The sequence below is a fragment of the Streptomyces sp. NPDC048417 genome, from assembly GCF_040651615.1.
GTDB lineage: Bacteria > Actinomycetota > Actinomycetes > Streptomycetales > Streptomycetaceae > Streptomyces.
In genome coordinates, this window is the sequence record NZ_JBEZKI010000001.1 from 84882 (window position 1) to 109227 (window position 24346).

A 24346-nucleotide genomic window follows, 5' to 3' on the forward strand; every position below is an offset into this window, starting at 1 on the left:
GTACCGGCCACCCAAAGATCGCCTCCCCACCATTAATCGCAGGCGGGGGCGGGGCGGGGCGATGGCCGACCGGGGCAGGGGGGCGATGGTCTCAGTCCCACCAATCTCGCTCCGAAACAGTGGCACTCTTCGATCTCATCTTCTTAAAGTGGGGCAATGCGAACTGGCGAGCCCCTGCCCGCCGTGGAGGACGTCCTCGCCGCCCTCGCGACGGGGCTGTGGCACTGGGACACGGCCACCGGGCTGGTCACCGCGGATGCGGAGGCGGCCCGGCTCATCGGGCTGCCGGCCGAGCCGTCCCTCCTGTCGGAGGCCCTGGTCCGGTCCCGTTTCCACCCCGTGGACTGGAACGAGAACACCAGCATCACCCGGCTGGCCGCCACCGAGGGCACCCTCGGCGAGGTACGGCTGCGGGTCATGGACGAGCGAGGCCGGCTGATCCGTACCGTCCGCAGCCGTTTCAGGCCGGTGTACGACTCCGAGGAGCGCGTCTACCGGGTGACGGGCACCATCCAGGAGGTCACCGAGCCGTCCCCCGGCAGCGCGGGCCAGCATCCGGTCACCGGCGACTGGCGGCGCTCCCGTGAGGCGTTCCTGCTGGACGCGGGCCGGGCGCTGGCCGAGGCGCGGTCCACCGAGGAGGTGCTGCGGGTCGCCGGGGGCCTGTCGATGCCCGGGTTCTCCCCGGAGGGGCTGGCCGTCTTCGGGGCCAAGGGCGACCGGCTGATGATGATCGGCCACCACGGTCAGCAGATCGACGAGGACAGCCCCTTCACCAGCATGCCGCTGGACACCGACTACCCGGCGGCGGAGGTGGTACGGACCGGCCGGGCCGTCTATCTCTCCTCGGCCGATCAGTACAAGTCCCGCTACCCGGTCACCTGGCCGCTGGCCAAGCAGTTCGGCCGCCGGTCCTGGGCCTTTCTGCCGCTGACGGTGGCCGGGCGGACCATGGGCGCCTGGATGGCGGGGTTCACCTACCCGGTGTCGTTCACGCCCGACGAGCGGTCCGTGCTCACCACGGTGGCCCGGATGCTGGCGCAAGCCCTGTCCCGGGCCGGGATCGCCGACTCGGAGCGGGAGCTGACCGACGGCCTCCAGCGCTCCATGCTGCCGTCGCTCGGCCCCGAGATACCGGGCATGGACGTGGCCGCCCGCTACATCCCGACCGGCGGCGGACTCCAGGTGGGCGGCGACTGGTACGACATGATCCCGCTGCCGTCCGGCCGGTTCGCGCTGGTCATCGGCGACGTCCAGGGGCATGACGTACGGGCCGCGGGCATCATGGGCCAGCTCCGGATCGCGCTGCGCGCCTACGCCTCCGAGGGCCACCGCCCGGACGCGGTCCTCTCCCGGGCCTCCCGTTTCCTGCACGGGATCACCTACGACGAGGAGATCACCGACCTCCGCTTCGCGACCTGCCTGTACGTCGAGGCGGATCCGGCGACCGGGGTGCTGGAGATCGCCCGCGCGGGGCATCTCGACCCGACGATCCGGATGACCGACGGCACGGTGCTGCGGCGGCCGACGGCGGGCGGCCTGCCGCTCGGCATCGACCCCGACGCGGACTATCCGACCACGCGGTTCGCCCTCGAACCCGGCGAGATCATGATGATCTGCACCGACGGTCTGATCGAGACCGGCGGCCATGACATCGAGAGCGGCTGGCAGCGGGTCCGGGCGATCATGGAGGAGCAGGACAGCGACCTGGAGAAACTGGCCGACGCCCTGGTCCAGGCCGTTCACGGCCCCTCCTCGCACCACACCACCGGGCCGCTGGCCGACCGCCGCGAGGACGACATCGCGATCCTGCTGCTGTCCCGGCCGGGCTCCGTGCACGGCGACGGGACCATGGCCGTACGGCCCCGGGCACGCCGCACCCTGCTGTCGGTGGCCCAGGACGAGCCCGAGCGGATCGCCGAGGCCCGCCAGCACCTGCGCGAGCTGCTGCACGACTGGGGCTCACCCGACCAGGTCGACTCGGCGGTGCTGCTGGTCTCCGAGATGCTCACGAACGTGCTGGTGCACACCGACGCGGACGCGCTGCTGCTCGCCGAGGTCTGCGGCCAGGCCCCGGGGCGCCGGCTGCGCGTCGAGGTCACGGACGTCGGCGACGACCTCCCGCACAAGCGCCGCCCCGGGGAGCTGGCCTCCTCCGGCCGCGGCCTGGTCCTGATCGAGCTCCTGGCGGAGGCCTGGGGCGTCGAGCCGCGCGGGGAGGGCAAGAGCATCTGGTTCGAGCTGTACGAGGGGTACGCGGGCGACGGGGCCTAGCCAGTGCTGTGACCGGAAAGGTTCACCGCACTAGGTGGTCGCGTACCGCGCTCGTAGCTCGTGTACGACCCCGAAGGCGGCCGCCGTGAGCGGTACGGCGAGCAGCATGCCCAGGATCCCGGCGACGGAGGCCCCCGCGGTGATGGTCACCATCACCACCGCCGGGTGCATCTGCACGGTCCGGCTCTGGATCATGGGCTGCAGCACATGCCCCTCCAGCACCTGCACGGCGAGTACGACACCGAGCACCCACAGCGCGATGACGAAGCCCCGGTCGGCGAGGGCGACCAGTACGGCGACGGCGCCGGAGATGAAGGCGCCGAGGTAGGGGATGTAGGCGCCGACGAGGACCAGCGCGCCGAGTCCCACGGCGCCCGGCACCTGGAGGATCAGCAGGCCGACGGTGATGCAGACGGCGTCGATGAACGCGATGACGGTGGTACCGCGCATGAACCCCTCGATGCCCTCGAAGGCACGACGGGCCATGGCCTCCAGCAGGTCGGCGCTGCCGCCGGGCGCCACGGCCCGGAGGGACTCGACGACGAGATGCGAGTCACGGAGGAAGAAGAAGACGAGCAGCAACGCCAGTACGGCCATGGCGATGCCCTCGCCGACCACACTCACGCCGCTGATGACGTTGGAGGCGGCCGTCCCGGCGAACTTGCCCAGCAGGTCCTTGGCGTTCTCGGCGAGGTCGTCGAGCGAGGTCCCCGCGGCGCCGAAGTGCTGGGCGAGCGACTTCGCGGCGTTCTTGAGGGACGAGGTGATCTGGCCGCCGGTGTCGATGAGCGCGGCGACGACGATGTAGACCGCCCCACCGACGACGGTGACGACGGCGACGCAGGTGAGGCCGGCGGCGAGGGAGCGCTGCACGCCGGCCGTGACGAGCCGCCGGTACAGGGGCCCGAGCAGGGCGGTGCCGAGGAGGGCGAGCAGCACGGGGGTCACCGCGGTGCGGAACTCCGAGCAGAGCCGGATGCCGACCCAGCCGACGCCGGCGGCCAGCAGCAGCACGGCACACCACGCTGCGAACCGACGCACGGGCTCGGGCAACAGGGACACGCGTCCAGCGGATCACGCGAGGCCCCCGACCGCCCTGCCGTACACCCCCTGCCGAGTGACCCGGCACCCCAGAACCCCACCTACGCCCACCCACCACCCGTCTCGGTCGGTCGGGAAGCGAGGCCGAGGAGCCGGAATCGACTCGGCCGGCCAGAAAGCCAAGCCGAGAGGACCGGATCGACTCGGCCGGCCAGAAAGCCAAGCCGAGAGGACCGGATCGACTCGGCCGGTCAAGAAGCCAAGCCCAGGGGGCCTCGGATCGACTCGGTCGGTCAAGGAGCGAAGTCGAGGTGCCTCGGATCGACTCGGTCGGTCAAGGAGCGAGGTCGAGGGGACCGGGTCGACTTGGTTGGGCGGGGGATGGCCGGAGGCCCGGCGTAGGGGTTACGTCGGGCCTCTCGGGGGCGCGGGTCTGTTACGCCTGCGGGCCCGTCTCCGTCATTCCGTGGACCGCCGGGATCGTGCCCAGGCGGCCCTTCTGGAAGTCCTCGAAGGCCTGCATCAGCTCGTCCTTGGTGTTCATGACGAACGGGCCGTAGTGGGCCATCGGCTCCCGGATCGGCTGCCCGCCGAGCAGCACGACCTCCAGGTCCGGGGTGTGCGAGTCCTGCTTCTCGTCCGCGCGGACGGTCAGCGAGGAACCCGCGCCGAAGACGGCCGTCTGACCGAGGTGGATCGGACGGCGCTCCGCCCCCACCGCACCCTTGCCGGCCAGCACGTACGCCAGCCCGTTGAAGTCCTCGCGCCAGGGGAGCGTGAGCTCGGCGCCGGGAGCCAGCGTCGCGTGGATCATGGTGATCGGCGTGTGCGTGATGCCCGGACCGGCGTGACCGTCCAGCTCACCGGCGATGACACGCAGCAGCGCACCGCCGTCGGGGGTGGTCAGCAGCTGGACGTTGCCACCGCGGATGTCCTGGTAGCGCGGGGCCATCATCTTGTCCTTGGCCGGGAGGTTCACCCACAGCTGGAGGCCGTGGAAGAGGCCGCCGGACATGACCAGGGACTCCGGCGGCGCCTCGATGTGGAGCAGGCCGGCACCGGCCGTCATCCACTGGGTGTCACCGTTGGTGATGGTGCCGCCGCCGCCGTTGCTGTCCTGGTGGTCGAAGATGCCGTCGATGATGTAGGTGACGGTCTCGAAGCCACGGTGCGGGTGCCAGGGCGTGCCCTTGGGCTCGCCCGGCGCGTACTCCACCTCACCCATCTGGTCCATCATGATGAACGGGTCGAGGTGGCGGTAGTTGATCCCCGCGAACGCCCGGCGTACCGGGAAGCCCTCGCCCTCGAAACCGCTCGGCGCGGTCGTGACGGTGAGCACGGGACGGGCCACGGCGTCGGCCGGTGCGGCCACCCGGGGAAGGGTCAGCGGGTTCTCGACGGTCACTGCAGGCATGTTGGCTCCTCCTTGTACGCCCAGTTTAGTTGAGCGTTGAACTTTCTGCCACCCCTAACGGCGAAGGCCCGGAGGACATTCCCTCCGGGCCCGGTCATCTGCCGATCAGTGGATCAGTTGCTGAAGTAGATGTACTTCCAGCCGCCGTACGTCGTGGAGTTCACGGTGTCGCCGGACGAGCCGTTGACGTACACCGAACGCAGCCGCGCCCGGATGCCGGACTCGCCGGGAGCGCCGAGCCGCACGGCCGACTTGCCGCTCGTGCCGAGCTTGAAGTACTCGGAGTCCGTCGAGTACCACTTCCCCTGGTAGTAGACCTCCAGGTCCAGACGGTGCTCGCGGCCCGGGTAGTAGGTCATGGTCGTGGTGAACACCGGGTCGGTGTTCTTGTGGAACCAGTAGTACGACGTCGAACCGATCTTCGCCGTCTTGTAGTGCTTGGAGACGGCGGTGGAGATCTTGACCCGCGCGTACGCCGTGGCCTTCACCGCCTTCGGCGCGTACCGGGCGTCGCCGTCGAAGACCGCGGAGACGGCCGTGTCCCGGGTCATGTCCACCCAGGCGGCGATGTTGCCGTGGGAGTCCACCTTGCCGGTCTTGATCAGCTTCTTGCCCTTGTCACCGCCGAAGGGGTCCGCGTAGATCTTGACCGAACGGTTCTTGTACGTCGTCCCCAGGTGCGCGGTGAACTTCACGTCGGCGCCGTAGTTGTACAGCTTGCCGTTGTTGTTCAGGCTCAGGCTCGTCGCCGTACGGGAGACCGCGACCTTGTCGGAGGCGGAGACCGCGGTGTGCCCGGCGTCGCCGGCGTAGGTCACCTTGTACGTGACCGTGCCGCCGGCCGGCGGGGTGTCCGAGAAGGAGTACGTGCCGTCCGCCTTGACCGTGACGGAGGCGAGCGCCTTGCCGCTGGGGCTGGAGACGTCGGTGCGGGTGACGGAGAGCTTGCTGCCGGCCGCCAGCGGGACCGTGGCCGAGAGCTTGCCGGTGACGGTGAGCTTCTTGGCGCGGGCCGCCGAACTCGGGGCGTTGACCGTGAGCGTCGGCACGTTGAGCGTCGGCTGGGTCAGGGCCTTGAGCGTGTAGGTGCCGTTGCCCGACACCAGCGCGAAGATCCGCGAGGAGTCCGGCGCCCAGCGCAGGTTGCCGACGGCGTAGTCGGACGAGGAGCCGACGGTGTAGGTACGCAGCGGCTTGGTGGCGTCGGGCCGGTAGACCGCGACCTTGCCGGCGTTGAACTGGGCGACCAGGCCGGTCGCCGAGACGTCGGCACCCCAGGCGCCGGGGTAGGCGCCGGCCTTGCTGAACTTGCCGTCCGCCCACGCGTCCCGGTCGGTGCCGTTGACCAGCACCTGGTCGGCGCCGGGGACGAGGTCGATGTCCCCGATGCCGCTGTTCAGGGTGTAGTCGCCGTTGTACCAGGCGGTGGCCGTGGCGGTGGCGCCCGAGACGTCGAGGACCGCCATGGAGTCGGTGGAGATGCCGGTCTCCCCGACGGCCAGCAGGCCCGGCCGGGTCGGGTCGGTGTCCAGCAGACCCTGGCCCCAGATGCCGACCGACGTGCCCTCGGTGGGGAACTGCGCCATCGCCACCGGGTCGGTGCCGCCCGCCGGGTCCACCGCCGGGTCGATGGAGCCGATGTCGCCGTCCCACTGGTCGCCGTACGAGAACCACGCCTTGCCGCCGGCGAAGGCCAGGTGGCGGGGGCCGGTGTCGGTCGGGATGCTGTACGTCGCCTTCAGGTCCAGCGTGGCCGGGTCGAGGGCGAGGATCTGGTGGGTGTTGGGCAGGGCCGCGTAGAGGGTGGAGCCGTCGTCCGACAGGGCCAGGTCGCTGACGCTGCCGAAGCCGCTGTGCGAGTCGACGAGGGTGCCGCTGTAGTTGGCGGCGAGGATCCGGCCGTTCGCGGCGTCGCCGACGAACACCCGCTGGAGTCCGCCGTCCACGACGAGACCGCCGTTGTTGGTGACGGTGGTGGCGGCAGCCGAGGCGGTCCCCGCCGCCACGACGCTCAGCGCCGCCGAGCTGAAGAGGACCGCGAGCGCCGTCGCGACCGAAGTGCTGCGCATGCGCACAGTGATGAAACCCCCAGTGGAAACCCGGGTTCGCCGGGTGGATGAGAGCGCCGCGCGGCACCCTCACACGACCGCGGAAGAGCGGTTGTGCGTGGGGCGCGGCTGCCAGGGCGCAGCCTATGGCATGGCTGTGACAAAGGGGGAGCAGGTTTTCCCGAGGAATCCGGGAACTCCGAGGACAGCGGCCGCCAACGGGACGCGTCTGTGCGAGGTGGACGGAAAGCCGAGGTGGGCGTCTGGCCGAGGTGGCCGTAAAGCCGACGTGGCCGTGTAGCCGAGGTGGCCGTAAAGCCGACGTGGCCGTGTAGCCGAGGTGAGCGTCTAGCCGTACATCCGCCGCATCGCGAAGTCCACCATCTGTTCGACCGCCTTCGCGTCGAAGACCATCCGGTGCTCGCCCTCCATGTCGAGGACGAAGCCGTAGCCGGTCGGCAGCAGGTCGATGACCTCCGCGCCCGTGATCACGAAGTACTTGGACTCCTTGCCCGCGTACCGGCGCAGCTCCTTGAGCGAGGTGAACATCGGGATCACCGGCTGCTGGGTGTTGTGCAGGGCGAGGAACCCGGGGTTGTCGCCGCGCGGGCAGTACACCTTGGACGTGGCGAAGACCTGCTGGAAGTCCTCGGCGGTCAACTGGCCCGTGGTGAAGGCCCGCACCGCGTCCGCGAGCGACGGCGGAGACGGCTCGGGGTAGAGCGGGGGCTGCTGGCCGTACCCGCCCGCGCCGGGCATCTGCTGCTGCGGCTGGGCGTACTGCTGCTGAGCGGCAGTACCGTCCATGGGCTGGCCGTATCCGTACATGAGCGCAAGCCTACCGAGACACGCGGCCTCTGCGAGAAGGTAGACCCTTCTCACACTTCCACTGATGGGGTTGCGTCTTATTACCGGCGGGTAGCATCATCGGAGCTACTCGTTGGTATGTGAACGCTTGCGCGAGGATTCAGTGCCTCGCCGATCCGGATACGGAGCCGTCACCATGGGGCACTACAAGTCCAACCTCCGCGACATCGAATTCAACCTCTTCGAAGTGCTCGGTCGCGACAAGCTGTACGGCACCGGCCCGTTCGCCGAGATGGACACCGACACCGCGAAGAGCGTCCTGGAGGAGCTGACCCGGCTCGCCGAGAACGAGCTGGCGGAGTCCTTCGCCGACGCCGACCGCAACCCGCCGGTCTTCGACCCGGAGACCAACACCGCGCCGGTCCCGGCCTCCTTCAAGAAGAGCTACAAGGCCTTCATGGACTCCGAGTACTGGCGGCTCGGCCTGCCCGAGGAGATCGGCGGCACGACCGCTCCCCCGTCGCTGATCTGGTCGTACGCGGAGCTGATCCTCGGCGCCAACCCGGCCGTGTGGATGTACTCCTCCGGCCCGGCGTTCGCCCGCATCCTCTTCGAGGAGGGCACCGAGGAGCAGAAGAAGTGGGCCCAGATCGCGGTCGACCGGACCTGGGGCTCCACCATGGTCCTCACCGAGCCGGACGCCGGTTCGGACGTCGGCGCCGGCCGCACCAAGGCGGTCCAGCAGGAGGACGGCTCGTGGCACATCGAGGGCGTGAAGCGCTTCATCACCTCCGGTGAGCACGACATGGAGGAGAACATCCTCCACTACGTGCTGGCCCGGCCCGAGGGGGCCGGCCCGGGCACCAAGGGGCTGTCGCTCTTCCTCGTGCCGAAGTACCTCTTCGACTTCGAGACCGGCGAGTTGGGCGAGCGCAACGGCGTCTACGCCACGAACGTCGAGCACAAGATGGGCCTCAAGGCCTCCAACACCTGCGAGATGACCTTCGGCGACCGCCACCCGGCCAAGGGCTGGCTGATCGGCGACAAGCACGAGGGCATCCGCCAGATGTTCCGGATCATCGAGTTCGCCCGCATGATGGTCGGCACGAAGGCGATCTCCACGCTGTCGACGGGCTACCTCAACGCCCTTGAGTACGCCAAGGAGCGCGTCCAGGGTCCCGACCTCGCGAACTTCATGGACAAGTCCGCGCCCAAGGTCACCGTCACCCACCACCCCGACGTCCGCCGCTCGCTGATCACGCAGAAGGCGTACGCCGAGGGCATGCGCGCCCTGGTCCTCTACACCGCCTCGATCCAGGACGCGATCGCGGTCAAGGAGGCGAACGGCGAGGACCCGAAGACGGAGCACGCGCTCAACGACCTGCTCCTGCCGATCGTCAAGGGCTACGGCTCCGAGAAGGGTTACGAGCAGCTCGCCCAGTCGCTGCAGACCTTCGGCGGCTCCGGCTTCCTGCAGGAGTACCCGATCGAGCAGTACATCCGCGACGCCAAGATCGACACCCTCTACGAGGGCACCACCGCGATCCAGGGCCAGGACTTCTTCTTCCGGAAGATCGTCCGCAACCAGGGCGCGGCGCTGAACTCCCTCGCCGAGGACATCAAGAAGTTCCTGGCGCTCGGCACCGGCGGCGAGCAGCTGGCGGGCGCCCGCGAGCACCTCGCCAAGGCCGCCGTGGAGCTGGAGGCGATCGTCGGCCTGATGCTGACCGACCTCGCGGCCACCGAGCAGGACGTCAAGAACATCTACAAGGTGGGCCTGAACACCACCCGCCTGCTGCTCGCCTCCGGCGACGTGATCGTCGGCTACCTGCTGCTCAAGGGCGCCGCGATCGCCGCCGAGAAGCTGGAGACGGCGTCCACCAAGGCCGTGTCCTCCAAGGATGTCGCCTTCTACACCGGCAAGATCGCGGCGGCGAAGTTCTTCGCGGCCAACGTGCTGCCGGGCGTCACCCTGGCCCGCAAGGTCGCGGCCGACGTCGACCTCGACCTGATGGAGCTGGACGAGGCGGCCTTCTGATCGTTCCGATCGACCCGGTTTGCCTACGGTGGCCCGCTCCCTCACCTGGGAGCGGGCCACCGTACGTCGTTAAGGTGAGGAACATGAGCGAACCAGCCCGCTTCGACCGCGGCCACACCGACGACCTGATGTCCTTCCTCGCGGCCGGCCCCACGCCGTACCACGCCGTGGCCAACGCCGGCGAACGGCTGGAGAAGGCCGGTTTCCGGCAGGTCGCCGAGACGGACGTCTGGGACGGGACGGCGGGCGGCAAGTACGTGCTGCGCGGCGGCGCGATCATCGCCTGGTACGTCCCGGAGGGCGCCGCACCCCACACGCCGTACCGGATCGTCGGCGCGCACACCGACTCCCCGAACCTGCGGGTCAAGCCCCGCCCGGACACCGGGGCGCACGGCTTCCGCCAGGTCGCCGTGGAGATCTACGGCGGACCGCTCATGAACTCCTGGCTCGACCGGGACCTGGGCCTGGCCGGCCGGCTCACCCTGCGCGACGGCACCACCCGCCTCGTCGACGTGAACCGGCCGCTGCTGCGGGTGCCCCAGCTCGCCATCCACCTGGACCGCGCGGTCAGCAGCGACGGGCTCAAACTGGACAAGCAGCGCCATCTGCAGCCGATCTGGGGCCTCGGCGACGACGTCCGCGACGGCGACCTGATCGCCTTCCTCGAGCAGGAGTCGGGCCTGCCGGCGGGCTCGGTGACCGGCTGGGACCTGATGACCTACGCCATCGAACCGCCGGCCTACCTGGGCCGCGACCAGGAGCTGATGGCCGGCCCCCGGATGGACAACCTGCTGTCCGTGCACGCCGGTACGGCGGCCCTCGCGGCCGCGGCGACGGGCGGCGCGCAGCTCCCCTGCATCCCGGTGCTCGCCGCCTTCGACCACGAGGAGACCGGCTCCCAGTCCGACACCGGCGCGGACGGCCCGCTGCTCGGCAGCGTGCTGGAGCGCTCGGTGCTGGCGCGCGGCGGATCGTACGAGGACCGGGCGAGAGCCTTCGCGGCCACCGTCTGTCTCTCCTCCGACACCGGCCACGCCGTGCACCCCAACTACGCGGAGCGCCACGACCCGACGCACCACCCCCGCGTCAACGGCGGCCCGATCCTCAAGGTCAACGTCAACAACCGCTACGCGACGGACGGTTCGGGCCGCGCGATCTTCGCCGCCGCCTGCGACAGGGCCGGGGTCCCCTTCCAGACCTTCGTCTCCAACAACTCCATGCCCTGCGGCACCACGATCGGGCCGATCACCGCGGCCCGCCACGGCATCCAGACCGTCGACATCGGCGCGGCGATCCTCTCCATGCACAGCGCCCGCGAACTGTGCGGCGCCGACGACCCGTTCCTCCTCGCGAACGCGCTGACGGCCTTCCTGGAAGGCTAGTTGCACATGTACCGCCCGCCCCTGGGTACCCGGTGTGGACCGGAACCTGAAGGAAAGGCAACGCTCATGGGGCTCGGCGGGTGCATCATCCTCATCGCCGTGGGGGCCATCCTCACGTTCGCGACCGACTGGCACATGCAGGGCGTCAACCTCGATGTCGTCGGCCTGATCCTGATGGCCGTCGGGATCATCGGGGTCGCCACGTTCAGCAGCATCGCCCGGCGCCGCCGGGTCGTCGTACCGCCGACGGCCGTCGTCGAGGACGACCGGCGCCGCCGCGACGGATACGGCGACGGGTACGGCGCGTGACCGACACGGCCGCACCCACAGCGGCGTCACCGGCAACCGCGAACCCCAGGGGGAGGCCCCGCGGGGCCCCCTAGGCCTCCTAGGCCCCCTGGGCCCCCTGGGCCATTCCGGCCAGGACCAGCGGCAGCCGGTCCACCCCTCCCCCCGTGACCCGTACCGGGACACCCCAGTCCTGCTGGTGCACATGGCAGGCCGGGTACTCGTTCGCAGGGTCGTCGTCGCAGGACGCGGCCATCGCCGAGACGTGCAGGACGCCTTCGGTCACGGCCGGGTTCAGCTCCAGCTCGCGGGAGAGGGCCGTGTCCGGACCCTCGCCCTTGAGGAGCAGCTCCGGCGGGGTCGAGGACACCAGGAGCCGCGTCGACGGGCCGTAGCGCGTGTCCAGCTTCTGGCCCGCGGGGGCCTGGAAGATCACGTCCAGACGGAGGCCGCCGGGGGCCACCTCGGTCGCCGCCCGCTGGGTACGGTGGGCGACCGACTCCACCCGGACCGCCTCCTCGGGCAGCCGCAGCCGGGTCAGCCGGTGGCGGGCCGACTCGACCACCACGATGTCGTCCCCGGCCAGAACCGCGTCGCTCGGCTCTCTCAGATCCGTCGCGAGCGTGGTCACCTGGCCGGTCGCCGGGTCGTACCGGCGCAGCGCGTGGTTGTAGGTGTCGGACACCGCGACCGAGCCGTCAGGGAGCGCCGTCACGCCCAGCGGGTGCTGCAGCAGCGCCTGTTCGGCCGCGCCGTCCCGGTGGCCGAAGTCGAAGAGACCGGTGCCGACCGCCGTGTGGACGCGGCCGTCCAGGTCGACCCAGCGCAGCGCGCTGGTCTCCGAGTCGGCGAGCCAGAGCCGGTCGGCGGTGGCGGCGAGACCGGACGGCTGCGCGAACCAGGCCTCGGCCGCCGGCCCGTCCACCAGCCCCTCATTGGTGGTGCCGGCGGCCACCGCGACCGTCTCGCTCCCCCGGTCGTACGCCCACAGCTGGTGCACGCCCGCCATGGCGATCCACACCTTGCCGCCGAAGACCGCCACGTCCCAGGGGGAGGACAGGTCGACCTCGCGGGCCGGGCCCGAGGTCGGGGAGCCCTGCCACCACTGGCGGCCGGTGCCCGCGAGCGTGGTCACCTCGCCGGTGGCCGGGTCGAGACGGCGCAGCGCGTGGTTGACGGTGTCGGCGACGACCACCGAGCCGTCGTCGAGGAGCGCCAGGCCCTGCGGTTCGCTGAAGGCGGCCTCGGCGGCCGGGCCGTCGGCGAAGCCGCGCTCACCGGAGCCGATCCGCCGTACGACCGTCTCCGCGTCCTCGGCCAGCTCCACCAGCTGGTGCCGGGTGGTGTCGCTGACCAGGAAGTTCCCGGTGGGCAGCAGCAGTGCCTTGCCGGGGAAGCGCAGGGCGGTCGGCTCGGGCTCCGGCGGCACGTACGGGCCGTCGCCGCGCCGCAGGGTGCCCTTCGCCTCGTGCTCCGCCTCCAGCTCCTCGACCAGCCGTGCGATCGCGTGTGCGTGGCCCTCGCCGGCGTGCTGGGCGACGACGTATCCCTCGGGGTCGATCACGACCAGCGTCGGCCAGGCCCGCACCGCGTACTGCTTCCAGGTGGCGAGCTCCGGGTCGTCGAGCACCGGATGCTCCACGCCGTACCGCTCCACGGCGTCGACGACCGCCTGATGCTCCGCCTCGTGCACGAACTTCGGCGAGTGCACCCCGATGATCACCACCGTGTCCCGATGCCGCTCCTCCAGCTCCCGCAGCTCGTCCAGGACGTGCAGGCAGTTCACGCAACAAAATGTCCAAAAATCAACAATCACGATGCGGCCACGGAGCTCCGCAAGGCTGAGTTGCTTGTCACCTGTGTTGATCCAGCCGCCCTTGCCGATCAGCTCGGGGGCACGGACACGTACGCGCTTTGCCATGGTTCAAGCCAACCACACCCGCACCTCACGCTATTCCGTACTCGTTGAGCAGCCTGGCGATGCGCACGAGAGGTCGTCCCTCGAGAGCTTCGTCGGCGATCAGACGTGCACACACCGCGCTGCCGGGATCAGGCTCGCGGTGTCCCGAGTCGGCATCGACGCGAAGGCCGTAGGGCGGCTGTCCGCCGATCCATCGCCCTCGGCCGCGAAGGTACTGCTTGGCACGACGGATGCGCTCACCCTGGGTTTCCGCCTCGGTCCGCGCCCACTTCCGGGCCACATCCCGGTACCCAGACTTTCCGCGGTCGACGTGCACCTGGCGAACGACCAGACCGTGCCGGGCCGCCCACGTCCGGCAGTCGGCCTCCTGCCGTTCGATGGCCGTCTTGCCCTCCCGGTCGAGTGAGAGTCGAAGGTAGAGATCGGCGCAGATGCTCCCCTGCTGCATATCCCCTCCAGAGTTGCTCACTCTGTGAACGAACAGCAAAGTCAAAGGTAAAGAATTCCTTGCAGGTCAGCTCAGCGCGTGGCCCGTCGTCGCGTCCACGTGGGAGGGGATCTCGTCGTGCCGGTCGCCGACCGTGGAGGTGCCGGTCGGTTCGAAGAGGAGGATCGAGGCTCCGGCCGGGGCGGACGGCTTGTGCTCGGTGCCACGGGGGACGGTGAAGACCGAGCCCGTGGGCAGGACGACCGTGCGCTCGCCGGCCGGCTCCCGCAGGGCGATGCGCAGCTCGCCCGCCAGGACCAGGAAGAACTCGTCGGTGTGGTCGTGCACGTGCCAGAGGTGCTCGCCCTGGACCTTGGCGGCGCGGACGTCGTAGTCGTTGACGGCGGTGACGATCCGGGGGCTCCACAGGTCCTCGAAGGAGCCGAGGGCGTGGGCGAGGGAGACGGGTTCGCCGTTCATGGCGCTGCTCGTGGCGTTCATGGCGTTCATCCTGGGCGCTCGCCCGGCGGTCGGGTGAGTGCTAGAAATCGCATATGGCGCAAGGATCCTCGCAGTCGACGCACCGGGTGGCCGTGATCGTGGACGCGGGCACCAACCCGTTCGAGGTCGGGGTCGCCACCGAGCTGTTCGGGCTACCGCGTCCGGAGCTGGGGCTGTCCGTGCCGCCGTACGAGGTGACCCTGTGCGCGCCCACCCGCGAGGTGCGGATGAACCACGGCTTCTTCACCCTGAGCGGAGTGGCCGGGCTGGCGGCGGTGGACGGCGCGGACACCCTCGTGGTGCCGGGGCGCCCGGACAATGTCGTACCGCGCGGTGCGGACGTCCTCGACGCGATCCGGCGCGCGCACGCGCGCGGGGCGCGGGTGGTGAGTTTCTGCACCGGGACCTTCGCGCTCGCCGAGGCCGGGCTGCTGGACGGGCGGCCGGCCACCACGCACTGGCGCTGGGCGGACGCCTTCCGGCAGCTGCATCCCCGGGTGCTGCTCCGTCCGGATGTGCTCTTCGTCGACGACGGCGACCTGCTCACCGCCTCCGGCAGCGCGGCCGCGCTCGACCTGGGGCTGCACATCTGGCGCCAGGACCACGGCGCCGAGATCGCCAACGCGGTCTCCCGGCGGCTGGTGTTCGCCTCGCACCGGGACGGCGGGCAGCGGCAGTTCGTGGAGCGGCCGGTGCCCGAGGTGCCGGACGAGTCGCTCGGCCCGCTGCTGGCCTGGGCGCAGGAGCGGCTGGGCGAGCCGCTGACCGTGGCGGACCTGGCCGCGCGGGCGGCGGTCTCCCCGGCGACCCTGCACCGCCGGTTCCGCGCCCAGCTGGGCACCACCCCGCTGGCCTGGCTGACCGGGGAGAGGGTGGCGCTCGCCTGCCGGCTGATCGAGCGCGGGGAGGAGCGCCTGGAGGTGGTGGCCTCGCGCAGCGGCCTGGGCACCGCGGCCAACCTGCGCGCACGGCTGCGGCGCGAGACCGGGCTCAGCCCGTCGGACTACCGGCGGCGTTTCGGGCCGGTGGGCCGGGAAGGGGTACGGACATGAGATTCCTGGTACGCGACCGGCTCCTCGGCTTCGGCGAGGACTACTGGATCGAGGACGAGCACGGCGACAAGGTCTTCCTCGTCGACGGCAAGGCCATGCGGGTGCGCGACACGTTCGAGCTGAAGGACCGGCACGGGCGCGTGCTCGTCGACATCCGCCAGAAGATGTTCGCCCTGCGCGACACCATGGTGATCGAACGCGACGGCGAACCCCTGGCCACCATCAGGCGCAAGCGGCTCTCGCTGCTGCGCAACCACTATCGCGTGCACCTGGTCGACGGCACCGATCTGGACGTCAGCGGCAAGATCCTCGACCGTGAGTTCGCCGTGGAGTATGACGGTGAGCTGCTGGCCGTGGTCTCCCGGCGCTGGCTGCACGTCCGGGAGACCTACGGTGTCGACGTCGTACGGGACGACGCGGACCCGGCGCTGCTGATCGCGGTGGCGGTGTGCGTGATCCACCTCGCGGACAAGGAGCGCGAGGAGGACTGACGGGCCGCCGGAGACCGGCGGACGGCTAGCGGCGAGGGGGTTCCAGGCCCAGCAGGCGGTCCTTGAGCGCCGGGAACTGTTCGCGGGTGGCGGCGACCTTGGCCGGGTCGAGGTCGACGGTGAGGATCTCCTCGCCGGCGCCCGCCTCGGCCAGCACCTCGCCCCAGGGATCGACCACGATCGAGTGACCCGCCTGCGGAACTCCGGCATGCGTCCCGGCCGTTCCACACGCGAGCACGAACGCCTGGTTCTCGACCGCCCGCGCCTGGGCCAGCAGCGTCCAGTGCGCGCGCCGCCGCTCGGGCCAGCCCGCCGAGACCACCATCGTCTCGGCACCGGCGTCGACGAGTGCGCGGAAGAGTTCGGGGAAGCGGAGGTCGTAGCAGGTGGCCACGCCCAGCGTGGTCTCCGGGAGCCGGACGGTCACCAGTTCCTGGCCGGCGCCCATCAGCACCGCCTCGCCCTTGTCGAAGCCGAAGCGGTGGATCTTGCGATAGGCCGCGGCCAGATCACCGGAGGGGGAGAAGATGAGAGCCGTGTTGTAGAGGGGGCCCTCAGGGTCTCGCTCGGGGATGGAACCGGCGTGCAGCCAGACGCCTGCGTCGCTCGCCGCCTTCGCCATCGCCTCGTACGTCGGGCCTTCGAGCGGCTCGGCCTCGGTGGCGAACTCCTCGTAGGCGAACGCACCGGTCGTCCACAGCTCGGGCAGTACGACGAGATCGGCGTCCGCCTGCTCGCGCACCAGTGCGGCCACGCGTCGCCGACGGGATTCGACCGATTCGCCCTCGTTTACGTCGATCTGGATGAGCGAGGCGCGCACACTACCACCGTCCTGGCAATTCGAGCCGTCCACACAGGCCTACGATCGTCACACGAAAGCACTGCCGGGGTGCCTCACAGCAGCGTAACTTAGCGTCTCAAGACACCCGCCGACAGCAGCCCACCTCCAGCTGGCAGCGCCGCCACAACCTGCCCGAGTACCGACCGCCGAGGGGTCCCGTTCCGTGAGTCTGCATCCCACTCTCCAGCCCTACGCCGACGCCTGGACCCACTCCATCGAAGCGATATCCGAGCTGGTGACGCCCCTTGCCGAGGGCGAGTGGAACCGGCGGACACCGTGCCCGGGCTGGTCGGTGCGGGACGTGGTCTCCCATGTCATCGGCATGGACTGCGAGATGCTCGGCGACCCGCGCCCGATCCACACCCTCCCGCGCGACCTCTTCCACATCACCAACGAGCACCAGCGCTACATGGAGATGCAGGTCGACGCCCGCCGCCACCACACGGCGCCCGAGATGACCTCCGAGCTGGAGTACACGGTCATCCGCCGCAACCGCCAGCTGCGCAACGAGTCGCGGGAGCCAGGGCACGCGGTGCGCGGGCCGATGGGCAAGGAGATCACCCTCGAAGAGGCCATGCGCAACCGCGCGTTCGACGTGTGGGTGCACGAGCAGGACCTGCGGGCGGCGCTGGGGCGGCCGGGCAACCTCGACTCGCCGGGTGCGCAGATCGCCCGGGACGTGCTGCTCGGCGAACTGCCCCGGGTGGTCGCCAATGAGGCGGAGGCCCCGCGCAGTTCGGCGGTCATCTTCGATGTGCACGGGCCGGTGGAGTTCCTGCGCACCATCCGCATCGACATCCAGGGCCGCGGCACCCTGGAGACCACCCCCGCGCTCGGCCCCGCCGCCATCTTCACCCTCGACTGGGAAACCTACGTCCGCCTGGCCTGCGGCCGCGTCACCCCGGAGGCGGCGGCCGACCGGGTGAAGGCGGAGGGCGACCCGGATCTGACGGCGGCGATCCTGCGGAACTTCGCGGTCACGCAGTAGGAATCCGCGGTCACGCGGTAAGCATCAGCGGTGAGAAACAGCGGCGGCCACCGGTAATTCGGTAGGCCACGGCAGCCGTCGGGATCTACCTTCCCGGCATGACCTCTGCCACCGCACCGCACGACGACCTCCCGCCCCGCCTGACCCGCCTCACCTTCCACGGCCCGCTCTCCGAGGCCCGAGCGGCCGCGATGGTACGGCGGCTCGCGTCCACCCACCCCACCACGGTGCTCGACATCGGATGCGGCTGGGGCGAGTTGATGCTCCGTCTGCTGGACGCCGTACCCCGCGCTCACGGCGTCGGACTGGATGTGCACGCCGGGGATCTGGCGCGGGGACGGCGGGCCGCCGAGGCGCGCGGGCTGGCCGACCGGGTGGAGTTCGCCGAGGAGTCGGCGGTGGACACCGGGCGCGGCCCGGCCGACGTGGTGCTGTGCCTCGGAGCGAGTCAGGCGCTGGGCGACGACCTGGCGGTGGCCCTGCGGGAGCTGCGGCGGCTGGTGGCCGACGGCGGCCGGGTCCTGCTCGGCGAGGGCTTCTGGCAGCGCACCCCGACCGAGGCGGAGCTGTCCGGAATGTGGCCGGGCGCGTCGACCGCCGACCACCACGACCTGGCGACCCTGGTCGACCTGGCGGTGGCGGCGGGCTTCCGCCCGGAGTGGACGGAGACGGCGAGCCTGGCGGAATGGGAGGAGTTCGAGTCGGCGTACCAGGCCGACCAGGAGGTATGGCTCGCGACCAACCCCGGCCACCCCCTGGCCACGGAAACCCGCACCCGCCTGGACACCCACCGATCGACCTGGCTGACCTACCGCGGCGTACTGGGCCTGACCTACCTCACCCTCGTACCAACGACGAACTGACCGACCACCACACCAACAGCCACCCAGCCGCCACACCGACGCCCACCCGACCGCCTACCGATGGCCACACCGACAACCGCCCGACTGCCTACCGACAACCGCCCGATCGCCGCACCGGCAGCTGACCGACCGCACGCCCGGAAAGCCGCCGACGGCGATCGCCCCCGCAGGTCGCACCCGCAGGTCGCCCAGCCCCTCCGTCGGCTGGAAACGGGCAGCGGGGCGGCGCGAAAGTCGAATCCACGCTCGGAAAGCCGCCTGCGGCAATCGCACCCCACAGGTCGGGCAACCCTTGTGCCGACTGGAAACGGGTGGTGCGCGGGTGGGAGGAAAACTCACGCAGGCACGTGCACCGTCTCCACCCGGCTCGCCACCACCCGCTCCCGCTCCCGCCGAGCCGCTCGCCCCCGCAACCGCAGGATCTGGCTCACCCCCAGCGCCTGGAGCACGAACACACACGAGAACGCCACCGAGTAGTCGTCACCGGTCGCATCCAACAGCACACCCACCACGAACAACGTCGTCATCGAGGCCACGAAACCACCCATGTTGGTGATCCCCGACGCAGTCCCCTGCCGCTCGGGCGGATTCGCCGGCCGCGCGAAGTCGAAGCCGAGCATCGACGCCGGCCCACACGCCCCCAGCACCGCACACAACACCACCAGCAGCCACATCGGCGCATGCTCGGCCGGATACACCAGCGTCGCCGCCCACACGACGGCCGTCGCCCCGACCGTGCCCAGCGCCAACGGCAACCGCGCCGCGTGATGCCGGGCGACGATCTGGCCGTAGACCAGACCGATCACCATGTTGGAGAGCACGACCAGCGTCAGCAGCTCACCGGCCGTGGCACGGGACAGCCCCTGCGCCTGGACCAGGAACGGCAGCCCCCACAGCAGCAGGAACACCATCGCCGGGAACTGGGTGGTGAAGTGCACCCACAGACCGAGCCGGGTCCCCGGCTCCCGCCAGGACGCGACGATCTGCTTGCGTACGTACGCCGCGCCCCGGTGCGGGAAGGGCGCCGGCTCGTGCCCCTCGGGGTGGTCCTTCAGGAAGAACAGCACGAGGACCAGCACGACCACACCGGCCAGGGCGCTGCCCGCGAACGCCGGAGTCCACCCGATGCCGTGCAGCAGCCGGGCCAGGACCAGCGTGGAGACGAGGTTGCCCGCCATGCCGACCAGACCGGCGAGCTGTGCGACGAGCGGCCCGCGCCGCACCGGGAACCAGCGGGTGCCGAGCCGCAGCACACTGATGAAGGTCATGGCGTCGCCGCAGCCCAGCAGGGCACGCGAGGCGAGCGCGGTGCCGTACGACGGGGAGAACGCGAAGCCGAGCTGGCCGGCCGTGAACAGCACCGCCCCGATGGACAGCACCTTCTTCGTGCCGAGGGTGTCGACCAGCAGCCCGACGGGTATCTGCATGCCGGCGTAGACCAGCAGCTGGAGTATCGAGAAGGTGGACAGGGCCGAGGCGTTGACGTGGAAGCGGTCGGCCGCGTCGAGCCCGGCGACACCGAGGGACGTACGGAAGATGACGGCGACGAAGTAGACCGAGACGCCTATGGACCACACCGCGACGGCCCGGCGGCCGCCGGGCGGATCGCCGGGCAACGCGACGCTGCCGCGGCTCATCGGACCTCACCCCGCGCCAGGTGCGCGAACCAGTCGACGTGCCGGTGCACCAGCTCGACCGCACGGTCGGCGTCCCCGGCGCGCAGCGCGTCCAGTATCTCCTCGTGCTCGGTCAGCGACTTGGCGATCCGGTCGGGGTGGGCGTTCATGATCGCAACACCCATGCGCAGCTGGCGGTCGCGGAGCCGGTCGTAGAGGCGGGAGAGGATCTCGTTGCCGCCGTCGCGGACGATCTCGGCGTGGAAGCAGCGGTCCGTGACGGCCGCTGCGGCCAGGTCACCGGCGGCTGCCTCGGCCTTCTGACGGTCCAGCAGCTCCTCCAGACGGGCCACGAGCATCGCCGACGGCGGTACGGCCTTGCGCACCGCGTGCTCCTCGACCAGCATCCGGGTCTCCACCACGTCCGCGATCTCCTGCGCGGAGACGGGCAGCACCATGGCGCCCTTCTTCGGGTAGAGCTTGATCAGGCCCTCGACCTCGAGGCGCAGCAGCGCCTCGCGGACCGGGGTGCGGGACACCCCCACGGCCTCGGCCAGCTCGCCCTCGGTGAGCAGCGTGCCGCCCTCGTAGTGGCGGTCCAGGACAGCTTGCTTGACATGGGAGTACACACGGTCGGCGGCGGGGGGCTGCTTGACGGCCAGGCTCATGCCCACAGGATAGATACAACACGTACGCATACAGGAGAGCGGTCCACCATGCGGACGTGACCTATGTCTCCCCAAGCAACCGCACAACCATCTGTGCTACTTACGTGTCCTACACGTGCGGCCCGCACTTCCCTGCCGCCTCAACTTGGCCGCACTACAGGGGCATTCGACTCGACTCGGGGTAACTCACTTGATTACCGGCATTAAGGGCACCCGCTTCCGCAGAGCTGTCGCCGTCGCCGTCACGTCCGGCGCGTTGCTCGCCACCGGGGCCCTCACCGCGGCGCCCGCACAGGCTGTCACGGCGCCCACCATTGTGGCCAAGGGCGGCTACCTCATGAACAACGCCACCGCCGCCTCGCTGTACACGAAGAAGGCGGACACCCGGCTGTCCACCGGCTCGACGACGAAGATCATGACCGCCAAGGTCGTGCTCGCGCAGTCGAACCTGAACCTGGACGCCAAGGTCACCATCCAGAAGGCGTACAGCGACTACGTCGTCGCGAACAACGCCTCCCAGGCCCACCTGATCGTCGGCGACAAGGTCACCGTCCGCCAGCTGCTGTACGGGCTGATGCTGCCCTCCGGCTGCGACGCCGCCTACGCGCTCGCCGACAAGTACGGCACGGGTACGACCCGCGCCAAGCGGGTCGCCAACTTCATCTCCAAGATGAACACCGCCGCCAAGAACCTGCACCTGACGAACACGCACTTCGATTCCTTCGACGGCATCGGCAACGGCAACAACTACTCGACGCCGCGCGACCTGACGAAGATCGCCAGCAGCGCGATGAAGAACTCCACGTTCCGCACGGTCGTCAAGACGAAGAAGTACACGGCGAAGACGATCACCAAGACCGGTTCCACCCGCACCATGGGTGCCTGGACCAACACCAACACGCTGCTCAGCAGCTACAGCGGCGCCATCGGCGTGAAGACCGGCTCCGGCCCCGAGGCCAAGTACTGCCTGGTCTTCGCCGCGACCCGCAACGGCAAGACGGTCATCGGCACCGTCCTCGCCTCCTCCTCGGTCACCCAGCGCGCCACGGACGCCACGAAGCTCCTGAACTACGGCTTCGCCCGCCTCGGCTGACACCCTGGCACACAGACGACGAAGGCCCGCCGCAGCATCTGCGGCGGGCCTTTTCGCATACCCGAGCGACCCGGCGCAGCAGAACTCGCATCCTTCCCTCGCAATCGTGAACATCGCAGTATTTGACTGGCATATTCGATTTTCTTCGCCCTAGGTTCCGCGGCGGAGGTGGTTCCCATGAACGAACCCAACAAGCAAGCGAAGCCCGCCAAGTCTCACGAGGCGATCGACGTCAGCGACTTCGTGTACGCGGCGACCGGAGCCCGGGTACGACGACTGACCATGCCGGACGGAACGCACTGGTTTCCCGCGGTGGACTTGTGCAAGGAACTCGGGTACGCCAACGCCCGGAAGGCTCTCGCCGACCATGTTCCGGAGGAGCATCGAGAGACTATCGAGAGCGTAACTGGAGGTTACGGTCTCAGCATTCCCGCAGGTAGGATGTGGCGTCGAGACATGAACCTCATCGCTCTCCCGGGCCTCATCGCTCTCGTGAACGGCTGCACGAAGCCCGCGTGCGCCCCCTTCAAAGAGTGGGTGGCCGAAGTCATCGCGACCGTCCAGCGAGAGGGTTCCTACACTCTCGAAGAGGCCGAGGTGCAGCCCACCGAGCCGGGCGCGCCCGTGGCCTACGCCATGCCGGAGCAGGTCGCGGAGGCCATCGTCCGGCTCGAGGCGCACAACCTTCAGCTGGACGAGCAGTTGGCGGACGGGCAGCGCGAACTGATCGAGTTGCAGAAGAGCACGCTCGCCGTGCAGCAGGCCATGGTCCGGGCGATGGAACGGATCGCCGACCGGCTCGACGAACTCGTCCTCGAACGTCGCAAGCCGTACGGCCCGCCCATGGCGCTGCCGACCACCGAGTCCCTACTCGCCGACTGGCGAAGGCGGTTGTCGGTGACCGAGGACGTGTGGACGGTGGCCGTCGTCATCGCCCCGGTCCTCGTCGAGCGGGGTGAGCTGCGGGAGCCGCTCGAATCGATCGCCGCGCGTACCGGTCTGACGGTGCACCGCGTCAACGAGTGTCTCCGGCTGCTGCGCAAGCACGCCTGCATTCACTCGCGGGGCGGGACGGAGGAAGGGGCGCCGGTCTATGTGCTGAACCAGCTCTGAAAGTGAGTGGGCGGTCGCAGGACTAAGTTGCGACCGCCCACTCTCCCAACCTATCGGCTCTCAGCCCCAGGTAATCAACCGCTTCGGCTGTTCCAGGATCGCCGCGATGTCCGCGAGGACCTTGGAGCCCAGTTCGCCGTCGACCAGGCGGTGGTCGAAGGACAGGGCCAGCGTGGTGACCTGGCGGGGCTTGACCTTGCCCTTGTGGACCCAGGGCTGGAGCTTGATCGCGCCGACCGCCAGGATCGCCGCCTCGCCCGGGTTGAGGATCGGTGTCCCCGTGTCGATGCCGAAGACGCCGACATTGGTGATCGTCACCGTGCCGCCCTGCATGGCGCCGGGCGAGGTCTTGCCGTCCCGGGCCGTGGTCACCAGCTCACCGAGGGACTCGGCCAGCTGCGGCAGCGTCTTCGCCTGGGCGTCCTTGATGTTCGGGACGATCAAACCCCGCGGGGTGGCCGCGGCGATGCCCAGGTTGACGTAGTGCTTGAGCACGATCTCCTGGTTCGCCTCGTCCCAGGACGCGTTGATGTCCGGGTTGCGCCGGATCGCGACCAGCAGGGCCTTGGCGATGAGGAGAAGCGGGTTCACCCTGAGGCCCTGCAGGTCCTTGTCCTGCTTCAGCTCCTCCACCAGCTTCATCGTGCGGGTCACGTCCACCGTCACGAACTCCGTGACATGCGGGGCCGTGAACGCCGAACCCACCATCGCCGCCGCCGTCGCCTTGCGGACGCCCTTGATGGGGACCCGGGTCTCGCGCGCACCCTCGTAGGACGCCGCGGGAGCCGCCGCAACAGCAGGAGCCGTCGGCACGGCCGGCGCCTGCTGCGGGGCCGCCGCCGGTACGGCCGCCACCGCCGCGTGGACGTCCTCGCGCGTGATGACGCCGTCCGGGCCCGACGGGGTCACCGTGGCCAGGTCGACGCCCAGGTCCTTCGCCAGCTTGCGCACCGGCGGCTTCGCCAGCGGGCGGGGACGCTCCGCGGCGGGGGCCTCGGGGACCACGTCGGCGACCTCGGCATGGCCGTGGCCGTTCAGCTCGCTCTGGACCGCCGCCTGCACCGCCGCCTCGGCGACCGTCACCTCCGGGCCCTTGCGCGGGCGGCGCTTCGTGGAGGAGGCCGCCACTCCGTAGCCGACGAGGACCGGCTGGCGGCCCTGCGGCTTCTCCTCCGGCTCCGGAGCCGGCGCGGGCTCCGCCACGGGAGCGGCCGCCCCGCCCGACACGTCCACCGCGATGATCGCCGTGCCCACGTCCACCGTGGTGCCCTCGGCGAAGCGCAGCTCGCGCACCACCCCGTCGTAGGGGATGGGCAGTTCTACGGCCGCCTTCGCCGTCTCGACCTCGCACACCACCTGGCCGTCGGTGACCGTGTCGCCCGGCTGGACGTACCACTTGAGGATCTCGGCCTCGGTGAGCCCCTCGCCCACGTCCGGCATCTTGAACTCGCGTACGGACGCTTCCGTCATCGTCGTCACG

Annotated in this window: 21 protein-coding genes; 10 read left to right on the forward strand and 11 right to left on the reverse strand. The window is 70.2% G+C overall.

What is annotated here, in order from left to right; genetic code table 11:
- Nucleotides 1-156 precede the first annotated feature (156 nt).
- Entirely contained in the window at nt 157-2274 is a 2118-nt protein-coding gene (locus AB0D59_RS00380) for a SpoIIE family protein phosphatase (RefSeq protein WP_362558929.1), read from the forward strand.
- A 30-nt stretch (nt 2275-2304) separates the two neighbouring features.
- On the opposite strand, the gene AB0D59_RS00385 is transcribed toward AB0D59_RS00380, so the two are convergent.
- The 4 genes from AB0D59_RS00385 to AB0D59_RS00400 all read right to left on the reverse strand — a co-directional run bounded on the left by AB0D59_RS00385 (nt 2305) and on the right by AB0D59_RS00400 (nt 7605).
- Nucleotides 2305-3336 carry an AI-2E family transporter gene (locus AB0D59_RS00385; RefSeq protein ID WP_362558932.1) on the reverse strand — a complete coding sequence of 344 codons (1032 nt, stop codon included), beginning with the start codon at nt 3334-3336 and terminating at the stop codon, nt 2305-2307.
- A gap of 415 nt (nt 3337-3751) precedes the next feature.
- Entirely contained in the window at nt 3752-4729 is a 978-nt protein-coding gene (locus AB0D59_RS00390) for a pirin family protein (RefSeq protein ID WP_362558934.1), read from the reverse strand.
- 113 nt (nt 4730-4842) lie between these two features.
- Nucleotides 4843-6798, reverse strand: coding sequence for an Ig-like domain repeat protein (locus AB0D59_RS00395; protein WP_362558937.1), 1956 nt, complete (start codon nt 6796-6798; stop codon nt 4843-4845).
- A gap of 327 nt (nt 6799-7125) precedes the next feature.
- Nucleotides 7126-7605: an SseB family protein gene (locus AB0D59_RS00400; protein WP_362558939.1), complete on the reverse strand. Its 480-nt coding sequence runs from the start codon at nt 7603-7605 to the stop codon at nt 7126-7128.
- A 175-nt stretch (nt 7606-7780) separates the two neighbouring features.
- Here AB0D59_RS00400 and AB0D59_RS00405 point away from each other — a divergent pair, with 175 nt between their 5' ends.
- The 3 genes from AB0D59_RS00405 (at nt 7781) to AB0D59_RS00415 (ending at nt 11313) form a co-directional block, all read left to right on the forward strand.
- Nucleotides 7781-9622 carry an acyl-CoA dehydrogenase gene (locus AB0D59_RS00405; RefSeq protein WP_362558942.1) on the forward strand — a complete coding sequence of 614 codons (1842 nt, stop codon included), beginning with the start codon at nt 7781-7783 and terminating at the stop codon, nt 9620-9622.
- An 83-nt stretch (nt 9623-9705) separates the two neighbouring features.
- On the forward strand, nt 9706-11004 hold the full coding sequence (locus AB0D59_RS00410; RefSeq protein ID WP_362558945.1) for a M18 family aminopeptidase: 1299 nt from the start codon (nt 9706-9708) through the stop codon (nt 11002-11004).
- A gap of 66 nt (nt 11005-11070) precedes the next feature.
- The gene (locus tag AB0D59_RS00415; protein ID WP_362558947.1) at nt 11071-11313 is read left to right on the forward strand and encodes a DUF6458 family protein; all 243 of its coding nucleotides are present in this window, start codon (nt 11071-11073) and stop codon (nt 11311-11313) included.
- 79 nt (nt 11314-11392) lie between these two features.
- Here AB0D59_RS00415 and AB0D59_RS00420 read toward each other — a convergent pair whose 3' ends face one another.
- From AB0D59_RS00420 to AB0D59_RS00430, 3 genes are read right to left on the reverse strand one after another with little or no spacing between them, the layout of a single operon-like run.
- Nucleotides 11393-13213 (reverse strand): NHL domain-containing thioredoxin family protein, encoded by a 1821-nt coding sequence (locus AB0D59_RS00420; RefSeq protein WP_362558950.1) that lies wholly within the window; start codon nt 13211-13213, stop codon nt 11393-11395.
- Between the two features lie 25 nt (nt 13214-13238).
- Nucleotides 13239-13706: a hypothetical protein gene (locus tag AB0D59_RS00425; RefSeq protein WP_362558953.1), complete on the reverse strand. Its 468-nt coding sequence runs from the start codon at nt 13704-13706 to the stop codon at nt 13239-13241.
- A 21-nt stretch (nt 13707-13727) separates the two neighbouring features.
- Nucleotides 13728-14120 carry a cupin domain-containing protein gene (locus AB0D59_RS00430; RefSeq protein WP_362559811.1) on the reverse strand — a complete coding sequence of 131 codons (393 nt, stop codon included), beginning with the start codon at nt 14118-14120 and terminating at the stop codon, nt 13728-13730.
- A 74-nt stretch (nt 14121-14194) separates the two neighbouring features.
- On the opposite strand from AB0D59_RS00430, the gene AB0D59_RS00435 reads away from it, so the two are divergent.
- Nucleotides 14195-15193 carry a helix-turn-helix domain-containing protein gene (locus AB0D59_RS00435; protein WP_362558956.1) on the forward strand — a complete coding sequence of 333 codons (999 nt, stop codon included), beginning with the start codon at nt 14195-14197 and terminating at the stop codon, nt 15191-15193.
- Nucleotides 15190-15684 carry an LURP-one-related family protein gene (locus tag AB0D59_RS00440; RefSeq protein WP_362558959.1) on the forward strand — a complete coding sequence of 165 codons (495 nt, stop codon included), beginning with the start codon at nt 15190-15192 and terminating at the stop codon, nt 15682-15684. The genes AB0D59_RS00435 and AB0D59_RS00440 overlap by 4 nt, the downstream gene beginning before the upstream one ends.
- Before the next feature lie 25 nt (nt 15685-15709).
- Here AB0D59_RS00440 and AB0D59_RS00445 read toward each other — a convergent pair whose 3' ends face one another.
- Complete coding sequence (locus AB0D59_RS00445) at nt 15710-16504, reverse strand: carbon-nitrogen family hydrolase (RefSeq protein ID WP_362558962.1); 795 nt, start codon at nt 16502-16504, stop codon at nt 15710-15712.
- Nucleotides 16505-16688: 184 nt separating this feature from the next.
- Between AB0D59_RS00445 and AB0D59_RS00450 the strand changes: the two genes are divergently transcribed.
- Nucleotides 16689-17513: a maleylpyruvate isomerase family mycothiol-dependent enzyme gene (locus tag AB0D59_RS00450; protein WP_362558965.1), complete on the forward strand. Its 825-nt coding sequence runs from the start codon at nt 16689-16691 to the stop codon at nt 17511-17513.
- A gap of 98 nt (nt 17514-17611) precedes the next feature.
- A complete protein-coding gene (locus AB0D59_RS00455; RefSeq protein ID WP_362558968.1) occupies nt 17612-18376 on the forward strand; it encodes a class I SAM-dependent methyltransferase in 765 nt (254 codons plus the stop codon).
- A 335-nt stretch (nt 18377-18711) separates the two neighbouring features.
- On the opposite strand, the gene AB0D59_RS00460 is transcribed toward AB0D59_RS00455, so the two are convergent.
- Nucleotides 18712-20013: an MFS transporter gene (locus AB0D59_RS00460; RefSeq protein ID WP_362558971.1), complete on the reverse strand. Its 1302-nt coding sequence runs from the start codon at nt 20011-20013 to the stop codon at nt 18712-18714.
- Nucleotides 20010-20660 (reverse strand): GntR family transcriptional regulator, encoded by a 651-nt coding sequence (locus AB0D59_RS00465; RefSeq protein WP_362558973.1) that lies wholly within the window; start codon nt 20658-20660, stop codon nt 20010-20012. The genes AB0D59_RS00460 and AB0D59_RS00465 overlap by 4 nt, the downstream gene beginning before the upstream one ends.
- Before the next feature lie 190 nt (nt 20661-20850).
- On the opposite strand from AB0D59_RS00465, the gene AB0D59_RS00470 reads away from it, so the two are divergent.
- Both AB0D59_RS00470 and AB0D59_RS00475 read left to right on the forward strand, forming a co-directional pair.
- Nucleotides 20851-21753, forward strand: coding sequence for a D-alanyl-D-alanine carboxypeptidase (locus AB0D59_RS00470; RefSeq protein WP_362558975.1), 903 nt, complete (start codon nt 20851-20853; stop codon nt 21751-21753).
- A 177-nt stretch (nt 21754-21930) separates the two neighbouring features.
- Nucleotides 21931-22866, forward strand: coding sequence for a BRO family protein (locus AB0D59_RS00475; protein WP_362558977.1), 936 nt, complete (start codon nt 21931-21933; stop codon nt 22864-22866).
- 60 nt (nt 22867-22926) lie between these two features.
- On the opposite strand, the gene AB0D59_RS00480 is transcribed toward AB0D59_RS00475, so the two are convergent.
- A complete protein-coding gene (locus AB0D59_RS00480; RefSeq protein WP_362558979.1) occupies nt 22927-24345 on the reverse strand; it encodes a dihydrolipoamide acetyltransferase family protein in 1419 nt (472 codons plus the stop codon).
- Between the last annotated feature and the right edge of the window lies 1 nt (nt 24346).